22 protein-coding genes are annotated in these 24,025 nt (G+C 69.2%); 14 read left to right on the top strand and 8 right to left on the bottom strand.

Annotated elements, in window-relative coordinates; genetic code table 11:
• The first annotated feature begins 20 nt into the window (after positions 1-20).
• The 6 genes from BM349_RS10690 (at position 21) to mutM (ending at position 5,127) form a co-directional block, all read left to right on the top strand.
• The gene (locus BM349_RS10690; RefSeq protein WP_091706829.1) at positions 21-2,183 is read left to right on the top strand and encodes an ATP-dependent DNA helicase RecG; all 2,163 of its coding nucleotides are present in this window, start codon (positions 21-23) and stop codon (positions 2,181-2,183) included.
• An 18-nt stretch (positions 2,184-2,201) separates the two neighbouring features.
• Entirely contained in the window at positions 2,202-2,699 is a 498-nt protein-coding gene (gene coaD, locus BM349_RS10685; protein WP_091706828.1) for a pantetheine-phosphate adenylyltransferase, read from the top strand.
• A 110-nt stretch (positions 2,700-2,809) separates the two neighbouring features.
• The gene (locus BM349_RS10680; RefSeq protein WP_091707255.1) at positions 2,810-3,286 is read left to right on the top strand and encodes a YceD family protein; all 477 of its coding nucleotides are present in this window, start codon (positions 2,810-2,812) and stop codon (positions 3,284-3,286) included.
• Positions 3,287-3,325: 39 nt separating this feature from the next.
• Complete coding sequence (rpmF, locus tag BM349_RS10675) at positions 3,326-3,535, top strand: 50S ribosomal protein L32 (protein WP_091706827.1); 210 nt, start codon at positions 3,326-3,328, stop codon at positions 3,533-3,535.
• Positions 3,525-4,208, top strand: coding sequence for a ribonuclease III (rnc, locus tag BM349_RS10670; protein ID WP_091706826.1), 684 nt, complete (start codon positions 3,525-3,527; stop codon positions 4,206-4,208). Before rpmF ends, rnc begins: the two co-directional genes overlap by 11 nt.
• A complete protein-coding gene (mutM, locus tag BM349_RS10665; protein WP_091706825.1) occupies positions 4,201-5,127 on the top strand; it encodes a bifunctional DNA-formamidopyrimidine glycosylase/DNA-(apurinic or apyrimidinic site) lyase in 927 nt (308 codons plus the stop codon). Before rnc ends, mutM begins: the two co-directional genes overlap by 8 nt.
• Here mutM and BM349_RS10660 read toward each other — a convergent pair.
• The 4 genes from BM349_RS10660 to BM349_RS10645 all read right to left on the bottom strand — a co-directional run bounded on the left by BM349_RS10660 (position 5,114) and on the right by BM349_RS10645 (position 8,724).
• A complete protein-coding gene (locus BM349_RS10660) occupies positions 5,114-6,223 on the bottom strand; it encodes a GNAT family N-acetyltransferase (RefSeq protein ID WP_254773822.1) in 1,110 nt (369 codons plus the stop codon). The two genes, mutM and BM349_RS10660, sit on opposite strands and share 14 nt — an antisense overlap.
• On the bottom strand, positions 6,220-7,317 hold the full coding sequence (locus tag BM349_RS10655; RefSeq protein WP_091706824.1) for a GNAT family N-acetyltransferase: 1,098 nt from the start codon (positions 7,315-7,317) through the stop codon (positions 6,220-6,222). Before BM349_RS10655 ends, BM349_RS10660 begins: the two co-directional genes overlap by 4 nt.
• Positions 7,310-8,395 carry a GNAT family N-acetyltransferase gene (locus tag BM349_RS10650; RefSeq protein WP_091706823.1) on the bottom strand — a complete coding sequence of 362 codons (1,086 nt, stop codon included), beginning with the start codon at positions 8,393-8,395 and terminating at the stop codon, positions 7,310-7,312. The genes BM349_RS10655 and BM349_RS10650 overlap by 8 nt, the downstream gene beginning before the upstream one ends.
• A gap of 65 nt (positions 8,396-8,460) precedes the next feature.
• Positions 8,461-8,724, bottom strand: a complete 264-nt coding sequence (locus BM349_RS10645) for a hypothetical protein (RefSeq protein WP_091706822.1) — start codon at positions 8,722-8,724, stop codon at positions 8,461-8,463.
• A 497-nt stretch (positions 8,725-9,221) separates the two neighbouring features.
• Between BM349_RS10645 and smc the strand changes: the two genes are divergently transcribed.
• Positions 9,222-12,734: a chromosome segregation protein SMC gene (gene smc / locus BM349_RS10640; RefSeq protein ID WP_091706821.1), complete on the top strand. Its 3,513-nt coding sequence runs from the start codon at positions 9,222-9,224 to the stop codon at positions 12,732-12,734.
• 21 nt (positions 12,735-12,755) lie between these two features.
• Here smc and BM349_RS10635 read toward each other — a convergent pair whose 3' ends face one another.
• Entirely contained in the window at positions 12,756-15,362 is a 2,607-nt protein-coding gene (locus BM349_RS10635) for a DUF4062 domain-containing protein (RefSeq protein ID WP_091706820.1), read from the bottom strand.
• Positions 15,363-15,413: 51 nt separating this feature from the next.
• Here BM349_RS10635 and ftsY point away from each other — a divergent pair, with 51 nt between their 5' ends.
• Both ftsY and BM349_RS10625 read left to right on the top strand, forming a co-directional pair.
• Positions 15,414-16,286, top strand: coding sequence for a signal recognition particle-docking protein FtsY (ftsY, locus tag BM349_RS10630; protein WP_091706819.1), 873 nt, complete (start codon positions 15,414-15,416; stop codon positions 16,284-16,286).
• An 84-nt stretch (positions 16,287-16,370) separates the two neighbouring features.
• The gene (locus tag BM349_RS10625; RefSeq protein ID WP_091706818.1) at positions 16,371-16,871 is read left to right on the top strand and encodes a DUF2004 domain-containing protein; all 501 of its coding nucleotides are present in this window, start codon (positions 16,371-16,373) and stop codon (positions 16,869-16,871) included.
• A gap of 26 nt (positions 16,872-16,897) precedes the next feature.
• Here the strand turns inward: BM349_RS10625 and lipA are convergent, their stop codons facing one another.
• Entirely contained in the window at positions 16,898-17,932 is a 1,035-nt protein-coding gene (lipA, locus tag BM349_RS10620) for a lipoyl synthase (RefSeq protein ID WP_091706817.1), read from the bottom strand.
• Entirely contained in the window at positions 17,929-18,567 is a 639-nt protein-coding gene (gene lipB / locus BM349_RS10615; RefSeq protein ID WP_091706816.1) for a lipoyl(octanoyl) transferase LipB, read from the bottom strand. The genes lipA and lipB overlap by 4 nt, the downstream gene beginning before the upstream one ends.
• A 101-nt stretch (positions 18,568-18,668) precedes the next feature.
• Here lipB and BM349_RS10610 point away from each other — a divergent pair, with 101 nt between their 5' ends.
• Both BM349_RS10610 and ffh read left to right on the top strand, forming a co-directional pair.
• Entirely contained in the window at positions 18,669-19,655 is a 987-nt protein-coding gene (locus BM349_RS10610; protein ID WP_091706815.1) for a TetR family transcriptional regulator, read from the top strand.
• Between the two features lie 37 nt (positions 19,656-19,692).
• Positions 19,693-21,258: a signal recognition particle protein gene (gene ffh / locus BM349_RS10605; RefSeq protein ID WP_091706814.1), complete on the top strand. Its 1,566-nt coding sequence runs from the start codon at positions 19,693-19,695 to the stop codon at positions 21,256-21,258.
• Positions 21,259-21,293: 35 nt separating this feature from the next.
• Here the strand turns inward: ffh and BM349_RS10600 are convergent, their stop codons facing one another.
• Positions 21,294-22,457, bottom strand: a complete 1,164-nt coding sequence (locus BM349_RS10600) for a glutamate--cysteine ligase (RefSeq protein ID WP_091706813.1) — start codon at positions 22,455-22,457, stop codon at positions 21,294-21,296.
• Between the two features lie 238 nt (positions 22,458-22,695).
• On the opposite strand from BM349_RS10600, the gene rpsP reads away from it, so the two are divergent.
• Genes rpsP through rimM form a run of 3 tightly spaced genes read left to right on the top strand, consistent with a single transcriptional unit; the run spans position 22,696 to position 24,024 of the window.
• Positions 22,696-23,118 carry a 30S ribosomal protein S16 gene (gene rpsP / locus BM349_RS10595; protein WP_091706812.1) on the top strand — a complete coding sequence of 141 codons (423 nt, stop codon included), beginning with the start codon at positions 22,696-22,698 and terminating at the stop codon, positions 23,116-23,118.
• Between the two features lie 5 nt (positions 23,119-23,123).
• On the top strand, positions 23,124-23,354 hold the full coding sequence (locus tag BM349_RS10590; protein ID WP_091707253.1) for an RNA-binding protein: 231 nt from the start codon (positions 23,124-23,126) through the stop codon (positions 23,352-23,354).
• Between the two features lies 1 nt (position 23,355).
• Positions 23,356-24,024 carry a ribosome maturation factor RimM gene (gene rimM, locus BM349_RS10585; protein WP_091706811.1) on the top strand — a complete coding sequence of 223 codons (669 nt, stop codon included), beginning with the start codon at positions 23,356-23,358 and terminating at the stop codon, positions 24,022-24,024.
• The last annotated feature ends 1 nt before the right edge of the window (position 24,025 follow it).

The raw sequence follows: 24,025 nt of genomic DNA, 5'->3' as shown, positions 1-24,025 counted from the left end.
CCCCTGCCTAGACTCGGAGCATGCCCGCGCTCGCCCTCGAATCGCGTCTCGACGGCGCCGTCGGAGGCAAGACCGCGACGGCGCTCGAGCGCGCGTTCGGCATGCGGACGGTCGGGGACCTCCTGGCGCACTACCCGCGCCGATACGCCAAGCGCGGCGAGCTGACGCCGATCTCCTCGCTCCCGCTCGGCGAGCCGGTCACGATCGTCGCCGAGGTGCGGCGGGCGAGCGAGCGTCGCATGCAGAACCGCAAGGGATCTCTGCTGGAGGTCGTGATCAGCGACGGTCAGGGAGAGCTCTCACTCACGTTCTTCAACCAGTCCTGGCGGCTGAAGGATCTTCAGCCGGGCAGGCGCGGGGTCTTCGCCGGCAAGGTGGGGGAGTACCGCGGTGCGAAGCAGCTCGCCCACCCGGACTACGAGCTCTTCGACGATGAGGAGACCGCCCGGCTGACCGCGGAGGCCAACGCAAACCTGCCGATACCGATCTACCCGGCGACGAGCACGATCGCGAGCTGGCAGCTGCGGAAGATCATCGAGCTCGTCCTGGACGGCCTCGGACCGGTCGAGGATCCGCTTCCCGACGAACTGCGCACTGCGAACGGACTGCTCGAAGCGAGGACCGCGATCGAGCGCATTCATCGCCCCGACTCCGAAGAGCAGATCGAACAGGCGCGCAGCACGCTGCGCATGCACGAAGCGTTCGTGCTGCAGGTCGCGCTCCTCCAGCAGCGGCAGTTCGTCCGCGCCCTGTCGGCGACGCGTCGAGAGCCGGGTGCGCTGCTGTCCGGCTTCGACGACGCGCTCCCGTTCCCGCGCACTCCCGACCAGCTCTCGGTCGGCGACCAGATCGCGCGCGACCTGGAGGGCGACTGGCCGATGAACCGGCTCGTGCAGGGCGAGGTCGGCTCGGGCAAGACCCTCGTCGCACTGCGCGCGATGCTGCAGGTCGCCCAGAGCGGCGGCCAGTCCGCCCTGATCGCGCCGACCGAAGTGCTCGCCGGACAGCACCTGCGCTCGATCGCGCGGATGCTGGGGCCGCGGCTCGCACCCGAGCTCATGCCGACGCTGCTGACCGGTCAGATGCCGGCCGCGGAGAGGCGCAAAGCGGCTCTGCGCACGGCGTCGGGACAGGCGCGGATCGTGATCGGCACACACGCGCTCCTCAGCGACAGCACGACCTTCGCCGATCTGGGGCTGGTCGTCGTGGACGAGCAGCACCGGTTCGGCGTGGAGCAGCGCGAGTCGTTGCGCGCGAAGGGTGCCGCCCCGCACGCGCTGGTCCTGACCGCCACGCCGATCCCGCGCACGGTCGCGATGACCGTGTTCGGCGACCTGGACGTGTCCACCATCCGCACGATGCCCGAGGGCCGCGCCGGCATCCAGACCTTCGTCGCCCCGCTCGCGGAGAAGCCGGCGTGGTTCGCGCGCGTCTGGGATCGTGTCGCCGAGGAGGTCGGCAAGGGCCATCAGGCCTTCGTCGTGTGCGCCGCGATCGACGCGGACGCGTCGGTCAAGGACGACACCGCCGACGAGCCCGTCGCGGTCGTCGAGGGAGAGGCGGCACGCACCCGCTGGGGCGTCGCACAGGTCGTGGACCTGCTGTCGCGGCATCCCACGTTCACCGACCTGCGCGTCTCGGCACTGCACGGGAAGATGCCGTCCGACGAGAAGGATGCCATCATGCAGGCGTTCGCCCGCGGTGAGATCGACGTCCTGATCGCGACGACCGTCGTCGAAGTGGGCGTCGACGTTCCGAACGCATCGACCATGGTGATCCTCGAGGCGGACCGGTTCGGCGTATCGCAGCTGCATCAGCTGCGCGGGCGCGTCGGGCGCGGCGGCGTGCCCGGGCTCTGCCTGCTCGTGACCGAGGCGCCTGCAGGCACTCCCGCGCGGGAGCGGGTGGTTGCCGTCGCGGGCACGCTCGACGGCTTCCTGCTCGCCGAGATCGATCTCGAGCTGCGCGGCGAGGGAGACGTCCTCGGCGACGCCCAGTCCGGCGCGCGATCGTCCCTGCGGCTCCTGCGCGTGGTGACGGATGCCGACCTCATCGCGGAGGCCCGGATCGCCGCCGAGCAGGTGCTCGAGCAGGATCCCGCGCTGATCCGGCATCCGGGTCTGGCCGCGGCGCTGGAGCGGCGGCTGGGCATGGAGGAGCGCGCGGCGCTGGCGAAGAACTAGCCTCGATAGGCTTCAACCATGAGCAGCCGGATCGCCGTCGTTCCTGGATCATTCGACCCGCCGACCCTGGGTCACCTCGATGTCATCCGTCGCGCTGCCGCGCTGTACGACCAGCTGCACGTCCTGGTGGTGCACAACCCGGGCAAGGAGGCCATGCTGCCGATCGCCCAGCGGCTGAGCCTGCTGGAGCAGTCGATCGAGGAAGGCGACGTCGAGGGCGATGTGACGGTCGCATCGTGGAGCATGGGCCTGCTCGTCGACTACGCCACCGACGTGGGGGCGGGGGTGCTCGTCAAGGGAATCCGCTCGCAGATCGATGTCGCGTACGAGACGCCGATGGCGATCGTGAACCGCCACCTCGCCCACGTCGAGACGGTGTTCCTCCTGCCCGATCCCGCCCATGCACTCGTGTCGAGCTCCCTCGTGCGCCAGGTGGCATCGCTCGGCGGGGATGTCTCGCCGTTCGTTCCCGCCCCGGTCGCGCGGTTCCTCGACACGGGCTCGCGCGACATCTGAGCCCACAGCCGTCGCCCATCCGGACCCGGGTAGCATGGACGACCGTGAGAAAACAGCGTTCCGGCCCGTTCGTCGTCCCCGCGCGCGACATCGTGTTCCACCCGGGGGAGATGCGCGAATTCACGCTCGACGTGCCCGCTCCCGAGAAATGGGGTGAGGGTCTGGTCAGCGTCGCCGAGGGTGATTCCGTGCTCGTCGAGGTGCGACTCGAGTCGGTGCACGAGGGAATCCTCGCGACCGGTCGCATCGAGACCGAATACGTCGGGGTCTGCGGACGGTGCCTGACCGACATCGCCGAGCCCGTCGAAGTCGAGTTTCAAGAGCTTTTCGCGTATCCTGGAACCGAAGCAACTGACTTCGAGGTTCAAGACGACCACGTGGATCTTGAAACTCTGGTCAGGGACGCGATCGTATTGGCGCTTCCGTTTCAGCCGGTGTGTCAGCCGGATTGCCCCGGCCTTGATCCGGCCACGGGCGAGCGACTGGCCACGAGCACCGGATCAGAGCAGCGCGAGCCCCTCGATGTCCGCTGGGCCGCGCTCCAGAAATTCACCCCAGACCACGACGAGGAAGCCCCGCGCGCGTAGCGCGGACTTCATCGCCGAGAACACAGAAGAGAGCAAGCCATGGCAGGTAACCCCCCGAAGCGGAAGGTCTCCCGCTCCAACACGCGTTCGCGTCGTGCCCAGTGGAAGGCGGCGCCCATCACGCTGACCAGCACCGTCGAGAACGGCAAGGTCGTCTACAGCCGCCCGCACCAGGCGAAGGTCGTCACCGACTCGCAGGGCACCGAGCTGTTCCTCGAGTACAAGGGCCGCAAGGTCGCTGACGTCTGATCTCAGTCGTCTCACCGACAAGCTCGGCGTCGTCATCGACGCCGAGCTTCTGTCGCTTGCCCTGACCCATCGGTCCTGGGCATACGAGCACGGTCAAGGGCCCCACAACGAGCGCCTCGAGTTCCTCGGCGACTCGGTGCTGGGGCAGGCTGTCACGGTGCGCCTGTTCACGGCGAATCCCGATCTCGATGAGGGCGCGCTGGCCAAGCGCCGCGCCGGCGTGGTCTCCACGGTCGCCCTCGCGGAGGTCGCGCGCGGCATCGGACTCGGTGACCATGTGCTGCTCGGCCGCGGCGAGGAGCAGACCGGCGGGCGCGACAAGGACTCGATCCTCGCCGACACGATGGAGGCGGTCATCGGCGCCACGTACCTGTCGGTGGGGCCGGATGCCGCATCCGGGCTCGTGCTCCGCCTGATCGATCCGCTGCTGCAGGACCCCGACCGGTTCGGCGCGGCGATCGACCCGAAGACGACGCTGCAGGAGCTCGCCTCGCGCACCGGTGCGGCGCCGCCCGTCTACGCGGTCACCTCGACGGGCCCCGACCACAGCCGGCTCTTCACCGCCACGGTCAGCGTCGCCGATCTCACCGCCGAAGGCAGCGGTTCGAGCAAGAAGCAGGCCGAGATGGCCGCCGCGCTGCTGGCGTGGCGCGAGCTCAGCGGGCGTGCCTGAGCTTCCCGAAGTCGAGGTCGTCCGTGCCGGCCTCGACCCTGCGGTCACAGGTTCGACCGTGCTCGGCGTCACTGTCCTCGACGAGCGCGCGCTGACCCGTTACCCCGGGTCGGGGGAGCAGTTCGAAGCCGCACTGACCGGGCGGAGCCTGCGCGGGGCCGCCCGCCGGGGCAAGTTCCTCTGGATCCCGCTCGAGCCGGCACTGTCCGGCGACTCCGCCGATGAGGCGCTCGTCGCGCATCTCGGGATGAGCGGACAGCTCCTGCTGCGCGCGCCGGGCGCGCCGGTCGAGCGGCACGAGCGGGTCCGCCTCGACATCCAGCATCCCGAGCATGGCGAAGTCGCGATCGTGTTCGCCGACCAGCGCACGTTCGGATCGCTCACGCTCGACCCGCTCGTACCCACGCCGGATGCCGCCCCCGGCGGCTATGGAACCCTCGACCCCTCCGTCCCTCGGCAGGTCGCCCACATCGCGCGCGATCCGCTCGATCCCGCCTTCTCCGACCGCGCGTTCCGCTCGGCACTGGCGAGGAAGGAATCGGCGATCAAACGGGTGCTGCTGGATCAGTCGACGATCAGCGGCGTGGGAAACATCTATGCGGACGAGGCGCTCTGGGCGGCACGGGTTCATCCCGAGACGCCGGCTCGCGCGATGTCATCGCGAACGGTCAACCGTCTCCTCGTCGAAGTGCGCGGCGTGCTCGAACAGGCGCTCGCCGAGGGCGGCACGAGCTTCGACGCCCAGTACGTCAACGTGAACGGCCAGTCCGGCTACTTCGCGCACTCGCTCAACGCGTACGGTCGCACCGGCGAGCCGTGCCCGCGCTGCGGACGACCGATCGTGCGGGTGTCGTTCATGAACCGATCGAGCCACTTCTGCCCGCACTGCCAGCGTCTCGGCGGCGCTAGGGTCCGCTGACGGTGGCCGGCTCGAGAGTGCGCTGCCACATGCCCGCGTAGGCGATCGGCACGAAGCCCATCTCCTCGTTGATCGAGAGCATCGGCCTGTTCTCCTCGGCGTTGTTCGTGAGGATGCGGGTCGACTCGGGCATGTGCTCGCGCCAGATCCGCAGCGTCTCGCATTTGACCAGCGCGCCCAGCCGATGACCGCGGTGCTCCTTGAGGACGAGCGTGTCGTTCTGCGACGTCGGCAGCGAGTGATCCTCGCCGAGCAGGTAGAGCTCGGTGTACGCCGCGAGTTCGCCGCTCACGATGTGCTGCGCCGCCCCGATGACGCCGGTGTAGCCCTGCGCGACGAGGCGCTCGTCCATCCGCGCGACACGGTCGGCATCCCACAGCTGCTCGTCGAAGTCCATGTCACCCGCCGGCGCGTCCGTCGACATCCGCGACTTCAGCCAGGCGTAGCCGGCTCGATGCTCCACCGGGGTCGGAAGCGTCCACGAGACGTATCGGTAGTCGGATGCGGCGGCGCGGGCGCCGGCCAGGACGGCGGCGACTCGGTCGAGTGGCTGCGACAGATCGAGGGCGCTCGCGCGGTAGACCTGCTCGAGCGTGAACCCGAAGCCGCGCATCGCGCGGGAGATGTGGTCGTCGGGCACCGATCCCCACCCCGTTCGCGCGATGATCCGCTCACCGTCGAGCCGCAGGTGATCGGTCCAGGCGTGCAGCACCGACCGCCCGTGCGCACGCGCGAGTGCGGTGAGCGCCTCCAGCGCGTGCCGCCCTGCACCGCGCCCCCACCAGTCGGGCAGGATCTCGATGCGGACGTCGGCGCTCTTGGAATCCTCCTGGACAGGTACATAGAGCAGCGCCCGCCCGATGGGCTCGCCGTCCGCGTGCACCAGGAACCCGTGGATCCGCTCGTCGGTCTGGTCCTGCCACGCCGGCAGTGTCTGGGCGGCGGTCGCCGCGACCGCCTGCTCGCCGCGCACCACCTCGTTGATGCGATTGCGCAGGTCGACCATGACCTGGAAGTCCGCGCCATCCGGCCCGTCGGCTGCGGACGGCACGACGATCGGTGTGAGTTCGATCAGCGGTCGGGGACGAGCCTTCACTCCAGCACCTTCTTCCACGCTCCCGCGTAGGACGCGGGCACGAAGCCGATCGCCTCGTTGATGTCGAGCATGTGCCGGTTCTCCTCGGCGTTGAACGTCGAGACGCGGGGCGATTCGGGCACGAGATCGCGCCAGCGCAGCAGATTCGCGCACTTCACGATCGTGCCCAGCCGGTGTCCGCGGTGATCCTTGAGCACGAGCGTGCCGTACTGCTGGGTCGCACCCGTGTGGTCGTCGGCGATGACGAGCTCGTTATAGGCCGCGATCGCGCCGGTCGGAACGTGCTGCACGCACGCCACCGACACGGTCAGTCCCTGCGCCTTCAGACGGGCATCCCGGCGCTGCACGCGCGCCGCATCCCAGTGCTGCTCGTCGATCACGAGTCCCGCGGCAGGTGCGTCGGTCGACATCCGGGCGAGCACCTCGGCGAAGCCGTCGAGGTGCTCCGGTGGAGTCGGCGATGTCCAGACGACGAGCCGATAGTCCTCGCCGGCGGTCTCGAACGCATCGGCGAGCTTCTGCTCGACGATCGCGAACGAGCCCGTCAGGTCGAACACGCTGTTGCGCTCGACCTGTTCGAGAGTGAAGGCGTGCTCGAGCATGAAGACACTCTGGCGGTCCTCTGCCGGGATCGAGCCGAACCCGGTCGGCGGGGCCAAGCGCGGCCCAGCCGTGTCGGGCCGGTGCAGGGTCCACGACTGGATCGTCCGGAGCCCGCGCTCTCGGGCTTCCGTCTCGACCGCTGCCAGAAGCGCCTCTTCCGCGCCCTCGCCCCAGTGCTCCGGATCGATCATCAGATCGAACTCCAGAGCCGAGACGTCCGGCTCGTTCGCGATCATGATCTTGACGGCGCCGAGCATCCGCCCGTCGCGCTCGGCGGCGAAGCCGATCTGCGTCCAGTCGGTCTGGTCCTGCCAGAACCCGAACACCTCCTCGGCGCTCTCGTGCAGGTAGTTGTGGCCGGCGTCGGCGAGGCACACGGCGTTGCCGATGCGGACCAGCTCCAGGAACCGTCCCGCATCGGGAGCGTCGAGACTCTCGGGCACGGCGATCCGCGAAACCGTCACGGCGACCTGCTGGTCGATGTCAGTCATCGAGCACCTTCTTCCATGCGCCCTCATACGCGATCGGCACGAAGCCGATCGCCTCGTTGATGTCGAGCATGGGGCGATTCTCCTCCGCGTTGTAGGTGATCACTCGAGGGGATTCGGGCGCGACGGCGCGCCACGACAGCAGTCCGGCGCACTTGACGAGCGTGCCGAGCCTGTGACCTCGGTGATCCTTGAGGACGAGCGTGTCCTCCTGGTGTGATGCCTCGGTGTGGTCCTTGCCGATAACGAGCTCGTTGAACGCGCAGAGTTCGCCGGTCTCGATGTGCTGCGCCGCAGTCACCTGCAGCGTGCGGCCGGAGTCGGTGTATCGCGAATCGTGTCGCGCGATGCGCCCGGCATCCCAGGTCTCCTCATCGAACTCCAGGTTCGCCGCAGGAGCGTCGGTGGCCATGCGCGACTTCATCCACGCGTATCCGTCGACGAACTCCGGCGGAGTCGGCACGAACCACTGCACCAGGCGATACTCGGACGATGCCGCGACGGCCTGCGCGAGCAGCCGCTCGACTCCGTCGAACGGACCCTGCAGGTCGAACGCGCTGTTGCGCTCGATCTGCTCGAGGCTGAAACCATGCCGCAGGTAGAACCGCGCCGCGTGGTCTTCGGGAATCGTGCCGAATCCGGTGGGCGGCGCCAGGCGCGGGCCGGGCGCATCCGGATGCGCGGCCCACGATTGCAGCACCGTTCGGCCGTTCTCGCGGGCGATCCGCTCGAGAAGCTCGTACGCGGCGGTGCCGATGCCATGCCCCCAGACGTCGCGCACCAGTTCCACCAGCCAGAACGCGAGCTTCGAGTCTCCCTGCAAGGGGAGGTCGATGCCGGCGCGACCGACCATCTGGCCGTCCACGTGGATCGTCCACATGAGACGGCGCTCGTCCTCGTCGGGCTGATAGTGGGGCAGCAGTTCGTCGGGTGCGATGCGGTGGTCGTCGTGGCCGGCGATCTCGCGGTAGATGCGATTGCGCACGCGCACCATCTCGATGAACTCGGATGCGTCGGCGTCATCGATGGAGACGGGGGCGGTCAGGGGCCGGAAGTCGACTCCGGCGGGAGCGGTGATCATGATGGTCCGTTCAGGGTGAGGGTGGGGCATCCGGGACCGCCTGCGAAGGGCGGCCCCGGATCGATTCAGGTGCGGACGCTGTTCAGAGCGTGGGCACGGAGGGCGTCGTGGTGCCGGTCGGCGAGCGACCGGGTGTTCACGAGCCGGCGAGCGCGATCGGTGTGATCCCGAGCGCTGTCCCGGCGCCGGGCGCTGCGTAGCAGCAGCCAGACGCCGACCCGCAGCTCGAAGCGGTCGGCGAGCGTCAAGTGCGCACCGTCCGCCACGGAGGCGGGGAGGAGAAGCCTGTCCGAACCGAGAGACCGGACGGGCGCCAGTGTGTCGTTCATGGTGGTCTCTTTCGAGTGTGGGTGGGTGAAGGAGTGCCTGAGTGGGCGGAGGGTCGCGAAGGCGCGACGAGAGGGATGCTCCACGAGGAGGTGCTTCGACGGACCGCTGATACGCGGTCCGCGGGCATCTGCACGGACGCAGACGGTCCGCTGGGCAGAGTCCTCCTGGGCGGCGCTCAGCCGGCCGTGGGAGCAGTGGCGCCGAACGACGGGGTCACCGGAGCGATTCCGCGGAACGGCGAACGGCGAACGGGCGCGAACGCTGGGGCAATCATGTGCATCATCGGTGACCTCCTTTCGTGTGTGGACGCGAAGAGCGACGATAGCGCGCACTCGCAGCGCGCGTCAAGCGAATTCGCAGATTCGAGTGACGACGGGCGTGTCGCGGTCTCGCCACCGGCCCATCGCAGACGGTCGACCCCGGCTCGCCTGCGTGGCAGCACGCACGTCCTCGGGTAGCGTGGGGCGGTGAATCGACCGGGGTGGAAGGCGTCTGTATGCACCTGAAGAGCGTGACGCTCAAAGGGTTCAAGTCGTTCGCCCAGCCGACGACGTTCGCATTCGAGACGGGCGTGACCTGCATCGTCGGACCGAACGGATCCGGCAAGTCGAATGTGGTGGACGCGCTCGCGTGGGTCATGGGCGAGCAGGGGGCCAAGACCCTCCGCGGCGGAAAGATGGAGGACGTCATCTTCGCCGGCACCGCGACGCGCGGACCGCTCGGGCGTGCCGAGGTGCAGCTGACGATCGACAACGCGGACGGCGCCCTCCCGATCGACTACACCGAAGTCACGATCAGCCGGACGCTGTTCCGCAACGGGGCGAGCGAGTACGCGATCAACGGCGGCGTCTGCCGCCTGCTCGACGTGCAGGAGCTCCTCAGCGATTCCGGACTCGGCCGTGAGATGCACGTGATCGTGGGCCAAGGGCGTCTGGACAGCGTCCTGCAGGCATCTCCGGAAGAGCGCCGCGGATTCATCGAGGAAGCTGCTGGAATCCTCAAGCACCGCCGCCGCAAGGAGAAGACCCTCCGCAAGCTCGATGCGATGGAGGCGAACCTGACGCGTCTGAGCGACCTCGCCGGCGAGCTGCGACGCCAGCTCAAGCCACTCGGGCGACAGGCTGAGATCGCGCGTGAGGCGGTGACGATCGCCGCCGTGGTGCGTGACGCGCGGGCCCGCCTGCTCGCCGACGAGCTCGCCTCGCTTCGGGCCGAACTCGCGGCGCACGCGCGCAGCGAGCAGGAGCGGCACACCGAGCGCCTGGTCCTGCAGGACCAGGCCGACAGCGTCCGAACGCGCATCTCCGGGCTCGAGGAGCAGCAGCGATCCGAAGGCGTCGACCAGGCCCGCACCGTGGCCTACGGCCTCGAGCGCGTTCAGGAGCGCCTCCGCAGCCTGTTCACGCTGACCGGACAGCGGCTCGCGCTGCTGGGTGAGAACGCCGACGACGAGGGCATCGAGCTGACGACCGTGTCGCAGAGCATGATCGACGACGTGCGGGGCGAGATCGACGAGATCGCCGCGGGACTCGGCGACGCGCAGGATGCGGCGGCCGAGGCTTCGCGCGGCGTGATGCGCGCCCGCGCCGAGCTCGACGCGCTCGATGTGGACATCGCCGCGCAGAGCGCGCTCGTGTCCGAGCACGACATGCGGATCACGGCTCTGCGAGGTTCGGCCGAAGCCGCGGCATCAGCGCTCGCGGCCGTTCGCAGCGGCGTCGAGCGTCAGCGACTCGCCCTCGATGCCGCGTCGGGCCGTCGCGCGGAGGCCGAGGCCGAGCTGGCCGGGGTCGACCCCACGCTCGTGCCCGAGGGCTCCGCGGCCGAGTACGCAGCGGCGTACGACCGCGCGCAGCGGGATGCGACGGACGCTGAGGCGGCTGTGAGCAGACTGCGTGAGCGCCTGCACGCCGTCGAACGCGAGAGCGAGTCCCTCGCCGCCCAGACCGCCGCCCTGGGGCGCGCCCTCGAGGTGCGCAACGCGGCCGCGGAACTCGTCGCGCGCGGAGGATCCGGCATCCGGGGACTGCTCGGCGATGCCGTCAAGGTCACGCCGGGGTACGAAGCGGCGATCGCCGCGGCGCTCGGACCGCTCGCCGAGGGCGTCCTGGTGGAGTCGCGCGATGACGCCTTCGCGGTCGCGCGGATGGTGCAGGGATCCGATCTCGGTGTCGTGGACATCGCGATCGCCGACTCGGATGCCGCGCCGCGGTCACTGCCGCGGGTCGCCGGCGTGGTCGCAGCGCGGGACGTCGTGAGCGCGCCGGACGGGGTGCTCGGCATCCTGTCGTGCGTCGTCGTCGCCGACGATCTCGACGCCGCCCGAGCGGCCGGTGCCGCGTTCGCGGATGCCGACCTCGCCGGGCCGATCACCATCGTGACGCGCGCGGGGGAGGTCTGCACCCCGCACACGCTCAGGTCGGGCTCGGGGCAGGGGAGATCGCGGCTCGAACTCGCGGCGGAACGGGATGCCGCGTCCGAGCGCGGCGACGAGATCCTCGTGGTCTCGGACTCGCTGCGGGAGGCGCTCTCGGACGCCGTGCACGGACTGGATTCAGCCCGGCAGCGCACCAAGGCCGCCCTCGCGACGCTTCGCGCGCACGACGCCGCACTGGCGGCGCACACCGAGCAGGTCAACCGAGCCACGGTGCGACACGAAGCTGCGATCGCCGAGTGCGACCGACTCGCAGCGGCCCTGACTCAGGTGTCGGCGGCGGTGGAGGAAGCCGAGGCGGCCGCCCGGGCTGCGGACGACCGCCTGAACGGCGCGTTGGAGGCTCCGCGTCCGATGCTCGACGCATCGGCACGCGAAGGGATGCTCGCCGATCTGGAGGGCGCGCGGGACGCCGAGATGCGCGCGCGACTGGACGTCGAGACCCTCAAGGAACGGGTGCGGGCCGGTGAGGCGCGGGTCGTCCAGCTCGAACGGCAGCGCGAGCGCGAGCGCGCCGCCGCCGCCGAGGCGGCGCGGCGCGCGGTCATCCGACGCGCTCAGCGGGAGGTCGCCGAGCGCGTCGCCCTGCAGCTGCCCGCTGTCCTGGACTCGGTCGATCGCTCGGTGAGTCAGGCGAGGGTCGAACTCACAGCAGCCGAGAGCACCCGCACCGCGGTGACCGCCGAGCTCGCCGAGGCGCGACGTCAGGAGGTCGTGCTGCGGGATCGGCTCGCGGGCCTCACCGAGAGCGTCCACGGGCTCGAGCTGCAGATCCACGAGAAGCGACTTCACGTGTCGAGCCTCCTCGAGCGCGTCGCGTCGGAACTGGGTCTCGAGGAAGACATTCTCATTTCGGAATATGGTCCGGATCAGGAGGTTCCTGGCGAAGGTGACGCGGCGTCTGGGTCTTACGATCAGGCACAGCAGCGCCGCAGACTCCAGGATGCCGAACGCAAACTCGCTCAGCTCGGCAGGGTGAATCCCCTCGCACTCGAGGAGTTCGCGGCGCTCGAGCAGCGGCACAAGTTCCTCGTCGAACAGCTCGCCGACCTCACCCAGACCCGCAAAGACCTGCTCACGATCATCGACGAGCTCGACGAGCGTATGCAGACGATCTTCCTCGCCGCGTTCGAAGACACCCGCGTGGCGTTCGGCGAGGTGTTCCCGGTGCTGTTCCCAGGGGGCACCGGAAGCATCTCGCTCACGAATCCGGACGATCCGCTCACGACGGGCATCGAGGTGTCGGTGCGGCCGGTCGGCAAGAAGATCGAACGCCTGTCCCTGCTGTCAGGCGGTGAGCGCTCCCTTGCGGCGGTCGCCCTGCTGACGGCCATCTTCATGGCCAGGCCGAGCCCGTTCTACATCCTCGACGAGGTGGAGGCGGCGCTCGACGACGCGAACCTCGGCAGGCTGCTCGGCGTGTTCGAACGGCTGCGCGAGAGCAGCCAGCTCATCGTGATCACGCATCAGAAGCGCACGATGGAGATCGCGGACGCGCTGTACGGCGTCTCGATGCGCCAGGACGGCGTCTCCGCCGTCGTCGGGCAGCGCGTCGGCGAGCGCGTGGCGAGCTAGGGGCGGCCCGCACCGCCGGGGTCAGGCGATCCCGCGTCGGACGAGGTCGAGGGCGTCGTGCGCCCGCAGTTCGGATCCGCGATCCTGCGCCGCGGCCCATTCGTCCGCCCCGAGGTGCTCCGTCACCTTGGAGAGCAGCCTCGCTTCGCCGGGCCGGGCGATGGGCCAGGCGATCAGCCCGGCGCGCTCCCGGAGACCCCTCACGGCGCCGAGCGCGGTGGCCGCATCGAGCGGTCGGGCCTCGGCGATCGCGAATTCGGCATACGCGATCAGCGCGAAGCAGACGAGGATCGTCCCGAGCTGCGGGCCGTCGACCTCGTCGAGGATCTCGGAGAGGAGCTTTCGCGCGGCGGCCTGCGACCCCGCGCGCACGTCGAGGATCACGAGCTGCGTCCGTGCTCCCGCGGTGAGCCAGCGATTGCCGAAACGAGTTCCGAGGTCGGCCGCCTCGCGGAGGAAGCGGCGGCCCTCGTCGTCCTCGTCCAGGGCGGTGCGCAGCATCCCGACGGTGAGCGCTGCGAAGGCGATGACCGCGTCGTCATGCTCCGCGAACCCGTCGTATGCGCGTGTGGCCTCAGTCAGCGAGCCCTCGAAATCACCCTGGATCGGAAGGCTCCACGACAGGGCCAGATGCAGCGCGTTGCGGAGGGCGGGCTCCTCCACGCGATCGATGATCGCCGGAATGGTCGCAGCAGCGGACACCGCGCCCCGGTCGTCGCCGACGGCCACCGCCGTCACCACCTCGGTGAACAGCACCTCCGCCCGCGCGCGCTCATCCAGCTGGGCGGCATCCGCGACGGCCTGGAGCTCGCTCACCCATTCACGACCCTCGACCAGACGGTCGTTCGTCTGCCAGTAGAGCCACAGCGAACGAAGCAGATGGGGGAGGCGGCCGATGTCTTGCCGGAAGAACCACGCGATCGCGACACGGACGTTCTCCTCCTCCGTTCGCAGTCTGTCCGCCCACGGCGTCGTCAGGTCAGTCGGCACGGCATCCGTGTCCATGATCGAGGCGAAGTACTCGGCGTGGCGACGCTCGATGACCGAGCGATCGTCGCGGTCGACGAGGCGCTCCGCCGCAAGCTCGCGAACCGTCGTCAGCATGCGGAAGCGCGGCTCGGATGCCGACGGGTCGATGGTGACCAGACTGTGTCCGGCGAGCGCGTCGAGCAGGTCGAGCGTGTCCAACTCGTCTGCCGCCGAGACGTTGGCGGCGGCGGTGATGGTCCAGCCGTCGGCGAAGACCGACAGGGTGGCCAGCAGGCGCGCTTCGGCGTCGGAGAGGAGTCCGACACTCCATTCGGCGGTCGCGCGGAGCGTGCGCTGACGCTCGGGGAGATCGATCGGGCCGGTCCCGAGACCGTCGAGCACCGACTGGAGGTGCGCGAGGAGAGGTGCCGGATCGAGCAACCGCGTCCGGGCGGCCGCGAGCTCGATCGCCAACGGCACCCCGTCCAGCCGGCGGCAGATCTCGGCGATGGCCCGGGCGTTCTCGGGCGTCAGGACGAGGTCCCGACGAACGGTCGATGCGCGATCGAGGAACAGCCGGACCGCGGCGAGTGCGGCGATCCGGGCCACCTCGGCATCGTCGTCCTCGCTGGGAAGCGCCGGAACCGCGAGGGGTGGAACGGCATACTCGTGCTCCGCGCGAAGTCGGAGCACGGTGCGGCTCGTCGCAAGGATCTTGACTCCTGGCGTTCGGGCGAGGAGTTCGTCGAGCTCGGGAGCGACACCGATCACCTGCTCGAGATTGTCGAGGATGAGCACCGTGGGTTGGTCGGTGAAGTGCTCCACGAGCGCGTCGAGTGACGAACCCGTTCCTTCTGCAACGGCACCGACCGCCGATGCGATGCGAGGCATGACGGACGACGGCTCGGTGACGGTCGCGACCGGCACGAACACGACACGGCCGTTGACGCCCTCGTCCAAGGTCTCGCCCACCGCGATCGCCAGGCGGGTCTTGCCCATGCCACCCGGGCCGGAAAGCGTGACCAGGCGGATGCCGGGAGATTCGAGCATTCCGACCACGGCCGCGATGTCGTCCTCCCGGCCGAACAGGGACGTGAAGGTCACGGGGATGGACTGCGGCTCCTCTGTCCGAGCCGGCCCGGTCGGCGCGGGGACGTCGGCGCGGGGGCCGGCGGCGGCGAAGCGTTCGCTCAGGAGCAGCGCGAGATCGTCGCGCACCAGCCGACCCAGTTCGTGCGGGGTGTGGAACGTGCGATACGCGTCACGCCCCTGTGAGCGGATCTCGTCGAGCATCGCGCTGAGCTTGGCCTCCCGCTCCGGCGCCGGCGCCTTGAGGTAGAGCAGCCGGGGACGCCCTCCGGACAGACGGAATTCGTCCTCGAGCCCGGATATGTCCATGCCCGGACCCACCCAGCCGTAGCTCTGCCAATAGAGCCCCACGAAGATGTCCGACTGAGCGAGATACGCGCGGTACAGCTCCTGCGGCGGGTGGGGACGCGCGCCCAGTTCGAACATGACCGGAGACATGCCGAGCGCCGTGATCGTGCGGGCGACGGCTTTGCGCTCGTCCGCGAGCTCCGCCAGCGTCGAGCTCACGAACACTCGAAGGCGCTGATCGGGAGTGCGGATGACCGTGTGATCGATGCCCTGCGCAGACATGGCAACATCATGCCGTGATCGACGGTCGCGCCGCGCGCCTAGGCTGGAGACATGGCGGAAAGCACCTGGTCACTCGGTCGCGCGCTGCGAGGCGTCTTCGTCAAGCCGACGATCGACGAGACCACGTGGGAAGACCTCGAGACCGCGCTGATCACGGCTGACTTCGGCCCCGACATCACCGAGCGCATCGTCGACGAGCTCCGCGCGAAGGTCGACAGGTATCGCACGACAGATCCGCGCGACCTGCAGCGGATGCTGAAGGAGACGCTCGAGGAGCACTTCGCGAAGTTCGACACGACCCTGCGCCTGACCGAGCGTCCGGCCGTCGTGCTCGTCGTCGGAGTGAACGGCGTCGGCAAGACGACGACCATCGGCAAGTTCGCGAAGTTCCTGCAGCGATACGGCCGCAGCGTGGTCGTCGGGGCGGCCGACACGTTCCGAGCGGCAGCCGTCGATCAGCTCGCGACGTGGGCGGAGCGCGGGGGAGCGGCAATCGTGCGACCCCAGCACGAGGGTCAGGATCCGGCATCCGTCGCCTTCCAGACGATCGAATACGCCAAGCGCACCGGTACGGAGATCGTGCTGGTCGACACGGCAGGTCGGCTGCACACCAAGGGCGGGCTCATGGACGAGCTCGGCAAGATCCGCCGCGTGATCGAGAAGCAGGCGCCGATCAGCGAGGTGCTGCTCGTGCTCGATGCGACGACCGGGCAGAACGGTGTGATGCAGGCGCAGGCCTTCCTCGAGCACGCGGGCGTCACCGGGCTGGTGCTCACCAAGCTCGACGGCTCTGCGAAGGGCGGTTTCGTGCTCGCCGTGCAGGAGCGCACCGGCATCCCCGTGAAGCTCCTCGGACAGGGCGAGGGCATCGGCGACCTGACCGGATTCACGCCGCACGTGTTCGCCGCATCCCTCGTCGAGTGACCGCGTCGGCCGACATCGACTCTTAACATGACGGCGCGCCGTCACGGGATAGCGCCGATCCTCCGGTGCTGGTTTCATGGGCATATGGCGATCGAGCACGATTTCTTCGGACTGCTGGAGTCCGGCCCCGACGGGTCGATCTTCTGGTCCGAGAACGTCGACCTCGGCGATCAGACGGTGACCGTCGACCTGACCGCGCCGGATCAGGACGACGTCTCGGAGGCAGCGCTCGACGTCGCGGCGAGCCTGATCTCCTCGATCGAGTCGATCGACCGGACGGCGCGCAACGCCATGGTCTCAGAGCTCGATGACCGCACCAGCGAAGTCATCGAGTACATCCTTCAGCAGCAGGAGAGTCTCGGCGAGGAGCTCGAGGAGCTCCTGGTCGACAACTCGGGTGACATCCAGGTCGATGTCATCCGATCGCTGCAGCTCATGAGCATGACGATCCTCGCGGACGAGCACGGCGGCGCCGACCCGTTCGCGGTGCTCGAGTACGCGCTCGACCCCGACGCGACGGATGACGTCATCCTGGTGAACCTCGACTCGGACGGCGACGTGCTGTCGGTGACCAGCGCCGACTGAACGCCCGTCTGACGCCGCGGAACGGGTCAGACCGCCTGCGAGAAGCTCAGGCCTTCGTGCGCGATGTCCTGTGCGAGGTGCGACAGGCCGTCCGGAATGTCGCGGCCCTTGGAGATCATCGACTGCGCCCACAGCCGACCGGCACGATACGACGACCGCACCAGCGGCCCGGCGAGCACGCCGAGGAATCCGATGCGCTCGGCCTCCTGCTTGAACTCGACGAACTCCTCCGGCTTCACCCACCGGTCCACCGGCAGGTGCCGGGGCGACGGGCGCAGGTACTGGGTGATCGTGATGATGTCGGTTCCGGCGTCGTGCAGGTCCTGCAGGGCCTGCACGACTTCGTGCGGCTCCTCGCCCATGCCGAGGATGAGATTCGACTTCGTGATGAGGCCGTACTCGCGCGCCTGGGTGATGACATCGAGGGAGCGCTCGTAGCGGAACGCCGGGCGGATCCGCTTGAAGATGCGCGGCACGGTCTCGACGTTGTGCGCGAACACCTCGGGTCGCGAGTCGAACACCTCGCGCAGCAGGGTCGGGTTGCCCGAGAAGTCGGTCGCGAGGATCTCGACCCCGGTGCCCGGGTTGTCGGCGTGGATGCGGCGCACCGTCTCGGCGTGCAGCCAGGCACCCTCGTCGGGCAGGTCATCGCGCGCGACGCCGGTCACGGTGGCGTACCGCAGCCGCATCTTCTGCACGCTCTCGGCCACCCGCCGCGGCTCGTCGACGTCGTAGTCGGCGGGCTTGCCGGTGTCGATCTGGCAGAAGTCGCACCGTCGTGTGCACTGCGACCCTCCGATGAGGAAGGTCGCCTCGCGGTCCTCCCAGCACTCGTAGATGTTCGGGCAGCCGGCCTCCTGGCACACCGTGTGCAGGCCCTCGTCCTTCACGAGCGAGTGCAGGGCGGTGTACTCCGGACCCATCTTCGCGCGCGTCTTGATCCATTCCGGCTTGCGCTCGATCGGGGTCTGCGCATTGCGGACCTCGAGTCGCAGCAGCTTCCGGCCGCCCGGAGCGGACGCCGGAGTCGACGAAGCGGAGCCTGTCGCGCAGCCGCTCATGCGAGCGCCCCGGCGTACTCGGCTTCGAAGGCCGAGACGACGGAATCGATGATGTCAGCCGGCCCCACGTCGCGGCCCACCACCTCGCTGACCGTCGTGACTCCGGCATCCGTGATCCCGCACGGGATGATGCCGCGGAACCCGGCCAGCGAGTTGTCGCAGTTGACGGCGAAGCCGTGCATCGTGACGCCCTTCTCGACGCGCACTCCGATGGCGGCGATCTTGTCCTCCGACAGCGGCCGACGAACCCACACGCCGCTTCGTCCCTCGACCCGATAACCATGGACGCCGTGCTCATCGAGGGCGTCGATCAGCAGGCGCTCGAGGCGGCGGACGTGCGCGACGACGTCGACGGGCTCGTGCAGCCGGACGATCGGATACCCGACGAGCTGGCCCGGTCCGTGCCACGTGATCTTTCCCCCGCGATCGACATCGATCACGGGAGTTCCGTCGGTCGGTCGCTCCTGGGGCTCGGTGCGCTTGCCCGCCGTGTACACGGCCTCGTGCTCGAGGAGGATCAGCGTGTCTGGCCGGTGTCCCGACACGACATCGGCGTGGATGTCACGCTGCAGCGCCCATCCGTCGTGGTAGGGCACGTAGGCGGGTGCGAGCCCGGCGGTGACGATCTCGAGCACAGGAGCTCCTCCGCTTGTGGCGATTTCTGGATCGCGTCCAACATTACCCCGACGCGCTCCGATCACGCGTGCGGCGCATGGGGACTCCTACGCTGGGGGTCATGACCGAGCAGCGAGCGGGCCGGCCCCGGGCATCATCGCGCGAGATGCTGGCCGAGGCCGCGTGCGAGCTGTTCCTCGAGCAGGGGTTCGAGGCCACGACGATCGCCGACATCTCCCGGCGCGCAGGCGTCAGCAGGTCGAGCTTCTTCAACTACTTCGCCTCGAAGTCCGACATCCTCTGGGCGGGCCTCGACGAGCGGATCGCCCGGTTCGAGGAGCGGCTCGAGCAGGATGAGGCGGTGGATGCCGCCGCCGACGTCCGCGCCGCGGCGATCGCCCTGGCCGAGGACTTCGCCCCGGACAGCCTCGCCCTGGCCGAGCGGAACGCGGCCGCGATGGGCCTGGAGGACGAGCTGGAGCGCGAAGCCTCTTCGCGTCGCTCTCGGATCGCGCGTGCGGTGGCCGCGCGACTCGGGCGCGCGGGCGCCGACCGATTGCACGCGGACGTCGCGGGCGCGGCATGGGGCGGGGCCGTCCTCGGCGCGCTTGAGGCGTGGGCGCACGACGGCGCCGGACGCACCTCCCTCGATCGGTTCGCAGCCCGTGCCGCGGACGTGGCGGCGCTGGCGACGCGGATTCCGGCTCCCGGAGCGGTGCGGCAGCTGCGGATGGTCGTACAGGCGCCCGACTTCGACGCGACCCTTGCGTTCTACCGCGATGTCGTCGGGATGCCGCAAGCGGAGGCATACGAAGCCGAGGGCGGCGCACGGGTGGCGATCCTGGATGCCGGACGCGCGACGCTCGAGCTCGCGAATCCCGGTCAGGTCGCGTTCATCGACAGGGTGGAGACGGACGGCGGCTCGAGCGACCGCATCCGGGTGGCGTTCGAGGTGGACGACACGGTGGGAGCCGTCGAGCGCCTCGCCGCGAGCGGCGCGCGCGTGGAGGCATCCGCCCGGGAGACGCCATGGCGATCCGTCAACGCACGCCTGCGGGCTCCCGCCGACCTGCAGGTGACGCTGTTCCAGGAGCTTGGACCGGCCTGACGGAGCGCCCCGGCGGCTCACGTAAACTTGGGGGACTATGGCAACCTTCGGCACGCTCTCCGATCGTCTCACCGAGACCTTCCGCAACCTCCGCACCAAGGGCAAGCTCACGCCCGCGGACGTCGACGGAACGGTCCGCGAGATCCGCCGCGCACTGCTGGATGCCGACGTCGCGCTGCCGGTCGTCAAGGAGTTCACGGCGAAGGTGCGCGAGCGTGCGCTCGGAGACGAGGTCAGCAAGGCGCTGAACCCCGCGCAGCAGGTCGTCCAGATCGTCAACGAGGAGCTCGTCGCCATCCTCGGCGGCCAGCAGCGCCGGCTGCAGTTCGCCAAGAACCCGCCCACGATCATCATGCTCGCGGGACTGCAGGGTTCCGGAAAGACCACGTTCGCCGGCAAGCTCGCGAAGCTGCTCGAGAAGGAGGGGCACACGCCGCTTCTGATCGCCGCAGACCTGCAGCGCCCGAACGCCGTCAATCAGCTGCAGGTCGTCGCCGCCCAGGCGGGCGCCGCGATCTACGCACCGCAGCCCGGCAACGGTGTGGGGGATCCCGTCCAGGTCGCGCGCGACGGCGTCGAGGTGGCACGGCGTCAGCAGCATGATGTCGTGATCATCGACACGGCCGGGCGCCTCGGCGTTGACGCCGAGATGATGAAGCAGGCCGCCGACATCCGTGCGGCGACCGACCCGGACGAGGTCCTGTTCGTCATCGACGCGATGATCGGTCAGGATGCCGTCAACACGGCCAAGGCCTTCCAGGACGGCGTCGACTTCACCGGTGTCGTACTCTCCAAGCTCGATGGCGACGCCCGCGGTGGCGCGGCGCTCTCTGTGGCCTCGGTCACCGGTCGGCCGATCATCTACGCCTCGACGGGTGAGGGTCTGGACGACCTCGAGCCGTTCCACCCCGACCGGATGGCGTCCCGGATCCTGGATCTCGGCGACATCCTGACACTCATCGAGCAGGCGCAGCAGGCCTTCGACGAGGCCGAGGCCATGAAGATGGCCGAGAAGCTCGCGACCGACAGCTTCACGCTCGAGGACTTCCTCGATCAGATGCAGCAGCTGAAGAAGATGGGCTCGATGAAGAAGATGCTCGGCATGCTGCCGGGCATGGGTCAGATGAAGCAGCAGCTCGAGGACTTCGACGAGAAGGACCTCGACCGCACGGAGGCGATCATCCGCTCGATGACTCCGATCGAGCGACGCAACCCGAAGGTTCTGAACGGCTCGCGCCGACTGCGGATCGCGCGGGGCTCCGGAATGACGGTGACCGACGTGAATCAGCTCGTCCAGCGATTCGATCAGGCCGCCAAGATGATGAAGACCGTCGCCAGGGGCGGCACGCCGAACATCCCGGGGATGGGCCCCATCCCGGGAACCCGGCCAGGCGCATCGGCGAAGCGCGGCAAGCAGCAGAAGGCGAAGGGCTCCCGGTCGGGCAACCCCGCCAAGCGCGCCGCCGAGAACGCCGGCATCGCCGCATCCGCCCCCGCACCGGCGACCGGCTCCGGCTTCGGCCTCGGCGGTTCGGCCGCGGCGAAGGGTGCGCCGAGCGAGGCGGACATGGCCGAACTGCAGAAGCTCCTCGGCCGGGGCTGAGCCGCCCGGGCACCGGGCACCGGCGCGTGCGGCCGTCAGTGGCCGAGCGCCGCCAGGTGCTCTCGGAGCGTCGGGCCGGCGCGGAACTCCCGGATCAGGTGCTGCACGACCTCGCGGAGGTCGCCGTCCGCGGCATCGGCCACCATCGTCTGCCGGGCGTAGCTCGCGCCCTGTGTGAGGATCGTCTCGAGTCCTGCGAACTCGCGGGCGCATTTCAGATCGACCGCGATGCCCTGGATGCGTGCCATGGTCTCCCGCAGGTGCTCTCGCACCGGGCGCTGTGTGCCGTCGCGGTCGACGATGATCCGCGCATCGAGACCGTAACGCGCGGCGCGCCACTTGTTCTCGCGCACGAACCAGGGCTGGATCCACGGCAGTTCGCGTCCCTCGTCGAGCTCGCGCGAGAAATGCTCGACGAGAACCTGGACGAGGGAGGCGACGGCCGCCAGTTCGGGCAGCGTCGACATGCCGTCGCACGCCCGGACCTCGATCGTGCCCCAGCGCGGTGCGGGCCGGATGTCCCACCGCACCTCGGTCGCATCCACCATCACGCCGGTATGGATCATGTCGTCCATGTACGACTCGAACTCCGACCAGCCGTGCAGCGGCCACGGAAGCCCCGCGGTGGGCAATTGCTGGAACACGAGCGAACGATTGGATGCGTAGCCGGTGCGGTCTCCCGCCCAGAAGGGACTCGACGCGGACAGCGCCTGCAGGTGCGGCAGGTAGATCGCCAGGGCGTTGATGATCGGGAAGACCTTGTCGACGTCCTCCACACCCACGTGAACGTGGATGCCCCAGATCATCATGTTGCGACCCCACCACTGGGTGCGCTCGATGAGCTTGTGATACCGCGACTTGTCGGTGACGCTCTGTTCGTACCACTGCGCGAACGGATGGCTCCCGGCGCAGAGCAGCTCGACGTTCATCGGGTTCGTGACGGTCCGCACCGCCGCGATGGCGTCCGCGATGTCATCCGTCGCGGCCGCCACCGTGTCGCCGACACCGCTGGTCACCTCGACGGTGTTGGTGAGCAGCTCGCCGGTGATCGTGTAGCGCTCGTGGGCGGTCGCCGCCTCGAGCACGTCGATGACCTCGGGTGCCCGCGGCACGAGATCGCCCGACTCGCCGTCCGCGAGCATCAGCTCCCACTCCAGTCCGACCGAAGATCGCGCGGATGTCGCGAAGGGCACCGTCATCCGCACAGTTTGACAGACGGATGCGGCCCGGCCGCGGATTCGCGTGGTTCGCGACGCCGTCCGTCATCTGGTGGGCGGGGGTGTTCGCGGGAACGCCTGCGATGTGGGAGAATTGTGGGTCGGACGTGGTGCTCGACCCTCTATCCAGCATCCTCGTCCTCCTTTTGAGCTTCCGCCGGGGGTGCACCCCACTCTCCAGGCGATCGGTTCGTCCCACTTCACACAATTCAGGAGAATCGTGGCTGTCAAGATTCGTCTCAAGCGCCTGGGCAAGATCCGCGCGCCGTACTACCGCATCGTCGTCGCCGACTCGCGCACCAAGCGCGATGGTCGTGTCATCGAGGAGATCGGCAAGTACCACCCCACCGAGGAGCCCTCGTACATCGAGGTCGACTCCGACCGTGCGCAGTACTGGCTGAGCGTCGGCGCGCAGCCGACCGAGCAGGTCGCCGCGCTGCTGAAGCTCACCGGCGACTGGGGCAAGTTCAAGGGCGACGCGAACGCCGTCTCGACCGTCAAGGTCAAGGAGCCGAAGGCTCCGTTCGAGATCGACTCGAGCAAGAAGGTCGTCATCAAGCCCAAGGCTGAGAAGAAGGCCGAAGAGCCTGCAGCCGAGGCCCCGGCGGACGCTGACGCCGACGCCGCGACCGACTCGGAGTAATCGTGGTGCTCGCCGCCGCGCTCGAGCACGTCGTCAAGGGGATCGTGGATCACCCCGACGACGTGTCCATCCGCTCTTCGACGTCCCCTCGCGGTGACGTCCTCGAGGTCCACGTGCACCCGGATGACCGGGGTCGCGTGATTGGGCGCGGCGGACGCACGGCGAAAGCCCTGCGCACGCTGATCACGGCACTCGCCGACGGCCGACGCGTTCGCGTCGACGTCGCGGACGACTGACGTGAGCGGTCCGGAAAAGTCATCCCCGGCACGCCCGCCGCGCTCGGCCAAGACGCAGCTGCGCGTCGGCAGGCTGGTGAAGGCGCACGGACTCAAGGGCGCTCTGAAGCTCGAGCTGTACACGGACGACCCAGAGGGCCGCTTCACGCCCGGTGCGTCGTTCACGCTGCAGGTGCCCGAATCCTCTCCATGGCATGGGAAGCTGCTGACCGTCCGCGAGTTCCGCTGGATGAACAGCCACCCCGTCGCCTTCTTCGAAGGCGTCGACGATCGCTCGGCCGCCGAGGAGCTCGTCCGGGCGATCCTGTGGATCGACCAGGATCCGGAGGACGCGCCCACCGAGGATGACGCCTGGTACGACCACCAGCTGGTCGGGCTGGAGGTCGTGCGGGACGGCCAGGTCGTGGGCCGGGTCATCCGCATCGACCACTTCCCCGCACAGGACCTGCTGACCGTCAAGGTGCCGGGAGACCGCGAGGTGCTCGTTCCCTTCGTCAAGGCCATCGTCCCCGAGGTGGACGTCGCCGGTGGACGGGTCGTCGTCACACCGCCCCCGGGCCTGTTCGAGGACCTTCCCACGGAGGACGGGGACGACGAGCGCCCAGAGGCGGATGCTGCGGCATCCGCGTCGGCCTCGGACATCGACGAGGGCGATTCCCCGGAGGGCTGAC

The organism is Microbacterium sp. cf046, from assembly GCF_900114345.1.
GTDB lineage: Bacteria > Actinomycetota > Actinomycetes > Actinomycetales > Microbacteriaceae > Microbacterium.
This window is presented reverse-complemented; position numbering and strand designations above follow the sequence as displayed.

What these genes read in the sequence shown, in the direction of transcription:
- BM349_RS10690 (WP_091706829.1), top strand. Translation starts at nt 21, where the DNA reads ATGCCCGCGCTCGCCCTCGAATCGCGTCTCGACGGCGCCGTCGGAGGC.
- coaD (WP_091706828.1), top strand. Translation starts at nt 2,202, where the DNA reads ATGAGCAGCCGGATCGCCGTCGTTCCTGGATCATTCGACCCGCCGACC.
- BM349_RS10680 (WP_091707255.1), top strand. Translation starts at nt 2,810, where the DNA reads ATGCGCGAATTCACGCTCGACGTGCCCGCTCCCGAGAAATGGGGTGAG.
- rpmF (WP_091706827.1), top strand. Translation starts at nt 3,326, where the DNA reads ATGGCAGGTAACCCCCCGAAGCGGAAGGTCTCCCGCTCCAACACGCGT.
- BM349_RS10655 (WP_091706824.1), bottom strand. Translation starts at nt 7,317, where the DNA reads ATGACTGACATCGACCAGCAGGTCGCCGTGACGGTTTCGCGGATCGCC.
- BM349_RS10650 (WP_091706823.1), bottom strand. Translation starts at nt 8,395, where the DNA reads ATGATCACCGCTCCCGCCGGAGTCGACTTCCGGCCCCTGACCGCCCCC.
- BM349_RS10645 (WP_091706822.1), bottom strand. Translation starts at nt 8,724, where the DNA reads ATGAACGACACACTGGCGCCCGTCCGGTCTCTCGGTTCGGACAGGCTT.
- smc (WP_091706821.1), top strand. Translation starts at nt 9,222, where the DNA reads ATGCACCTGAAGAGCGTGACGCTCAAAGGGTTCAAGTCGTTCGCCCAG.
- BM349_RS10635 (WP_091706820.1), bottom strand. Translation starts at nt 15,362, where the DNA reads ATGTCTGCGCAGGGCATCGATCACACGGTCATCCGCACTCCCGATCAG.
- ftsY (WP_091706819.1), top strand. Translation starts at nt 15,414, where the DNA reads ATGGCGGAAAGCACCTGGTCACTCGGTCGCGCGCTGCGAGGCGTCTTC.
- BM349_RS10625 (WP_091706818.1), top strand. Translation starts at nt 16,371, where the DNA reads ATGGCGATCGAGCACGATTTCTTCGGACTGCTGGAGTCCGGCCCCGAC.
- lipA (WP_091706817.1), bottom strand. Translation starts at nt 17,932, where the DNA reads ATGAGCGGCTGCGCGACAGGCTCCGCTTCGTCGACTCCGGCGTCCGCT.
- BM349_RS10610 (WP_091706815.1), top strand. Translation starts at nt 18,669, where the DNA reads ATGACCGAGCAGCGAGCGGGCCGGCCCCGGGCATCATCGCGCGAGATG.
- ffh (WP_091706814.1), top strand. Translation starts at nt 19,693, where the DNA reads ATGGCAACCTTCGGCACGCTCTCCGATCGTCTCACCGAGACCTTCCGC.
- BM349_RS10600 (WP_091706813.1), bottom strand. Translation starts at nt 22,457, where the DNA reads ATGACGGTGCCCTTCGCGACATCCGCGCGATCTTCGGTCGGACTGGAG.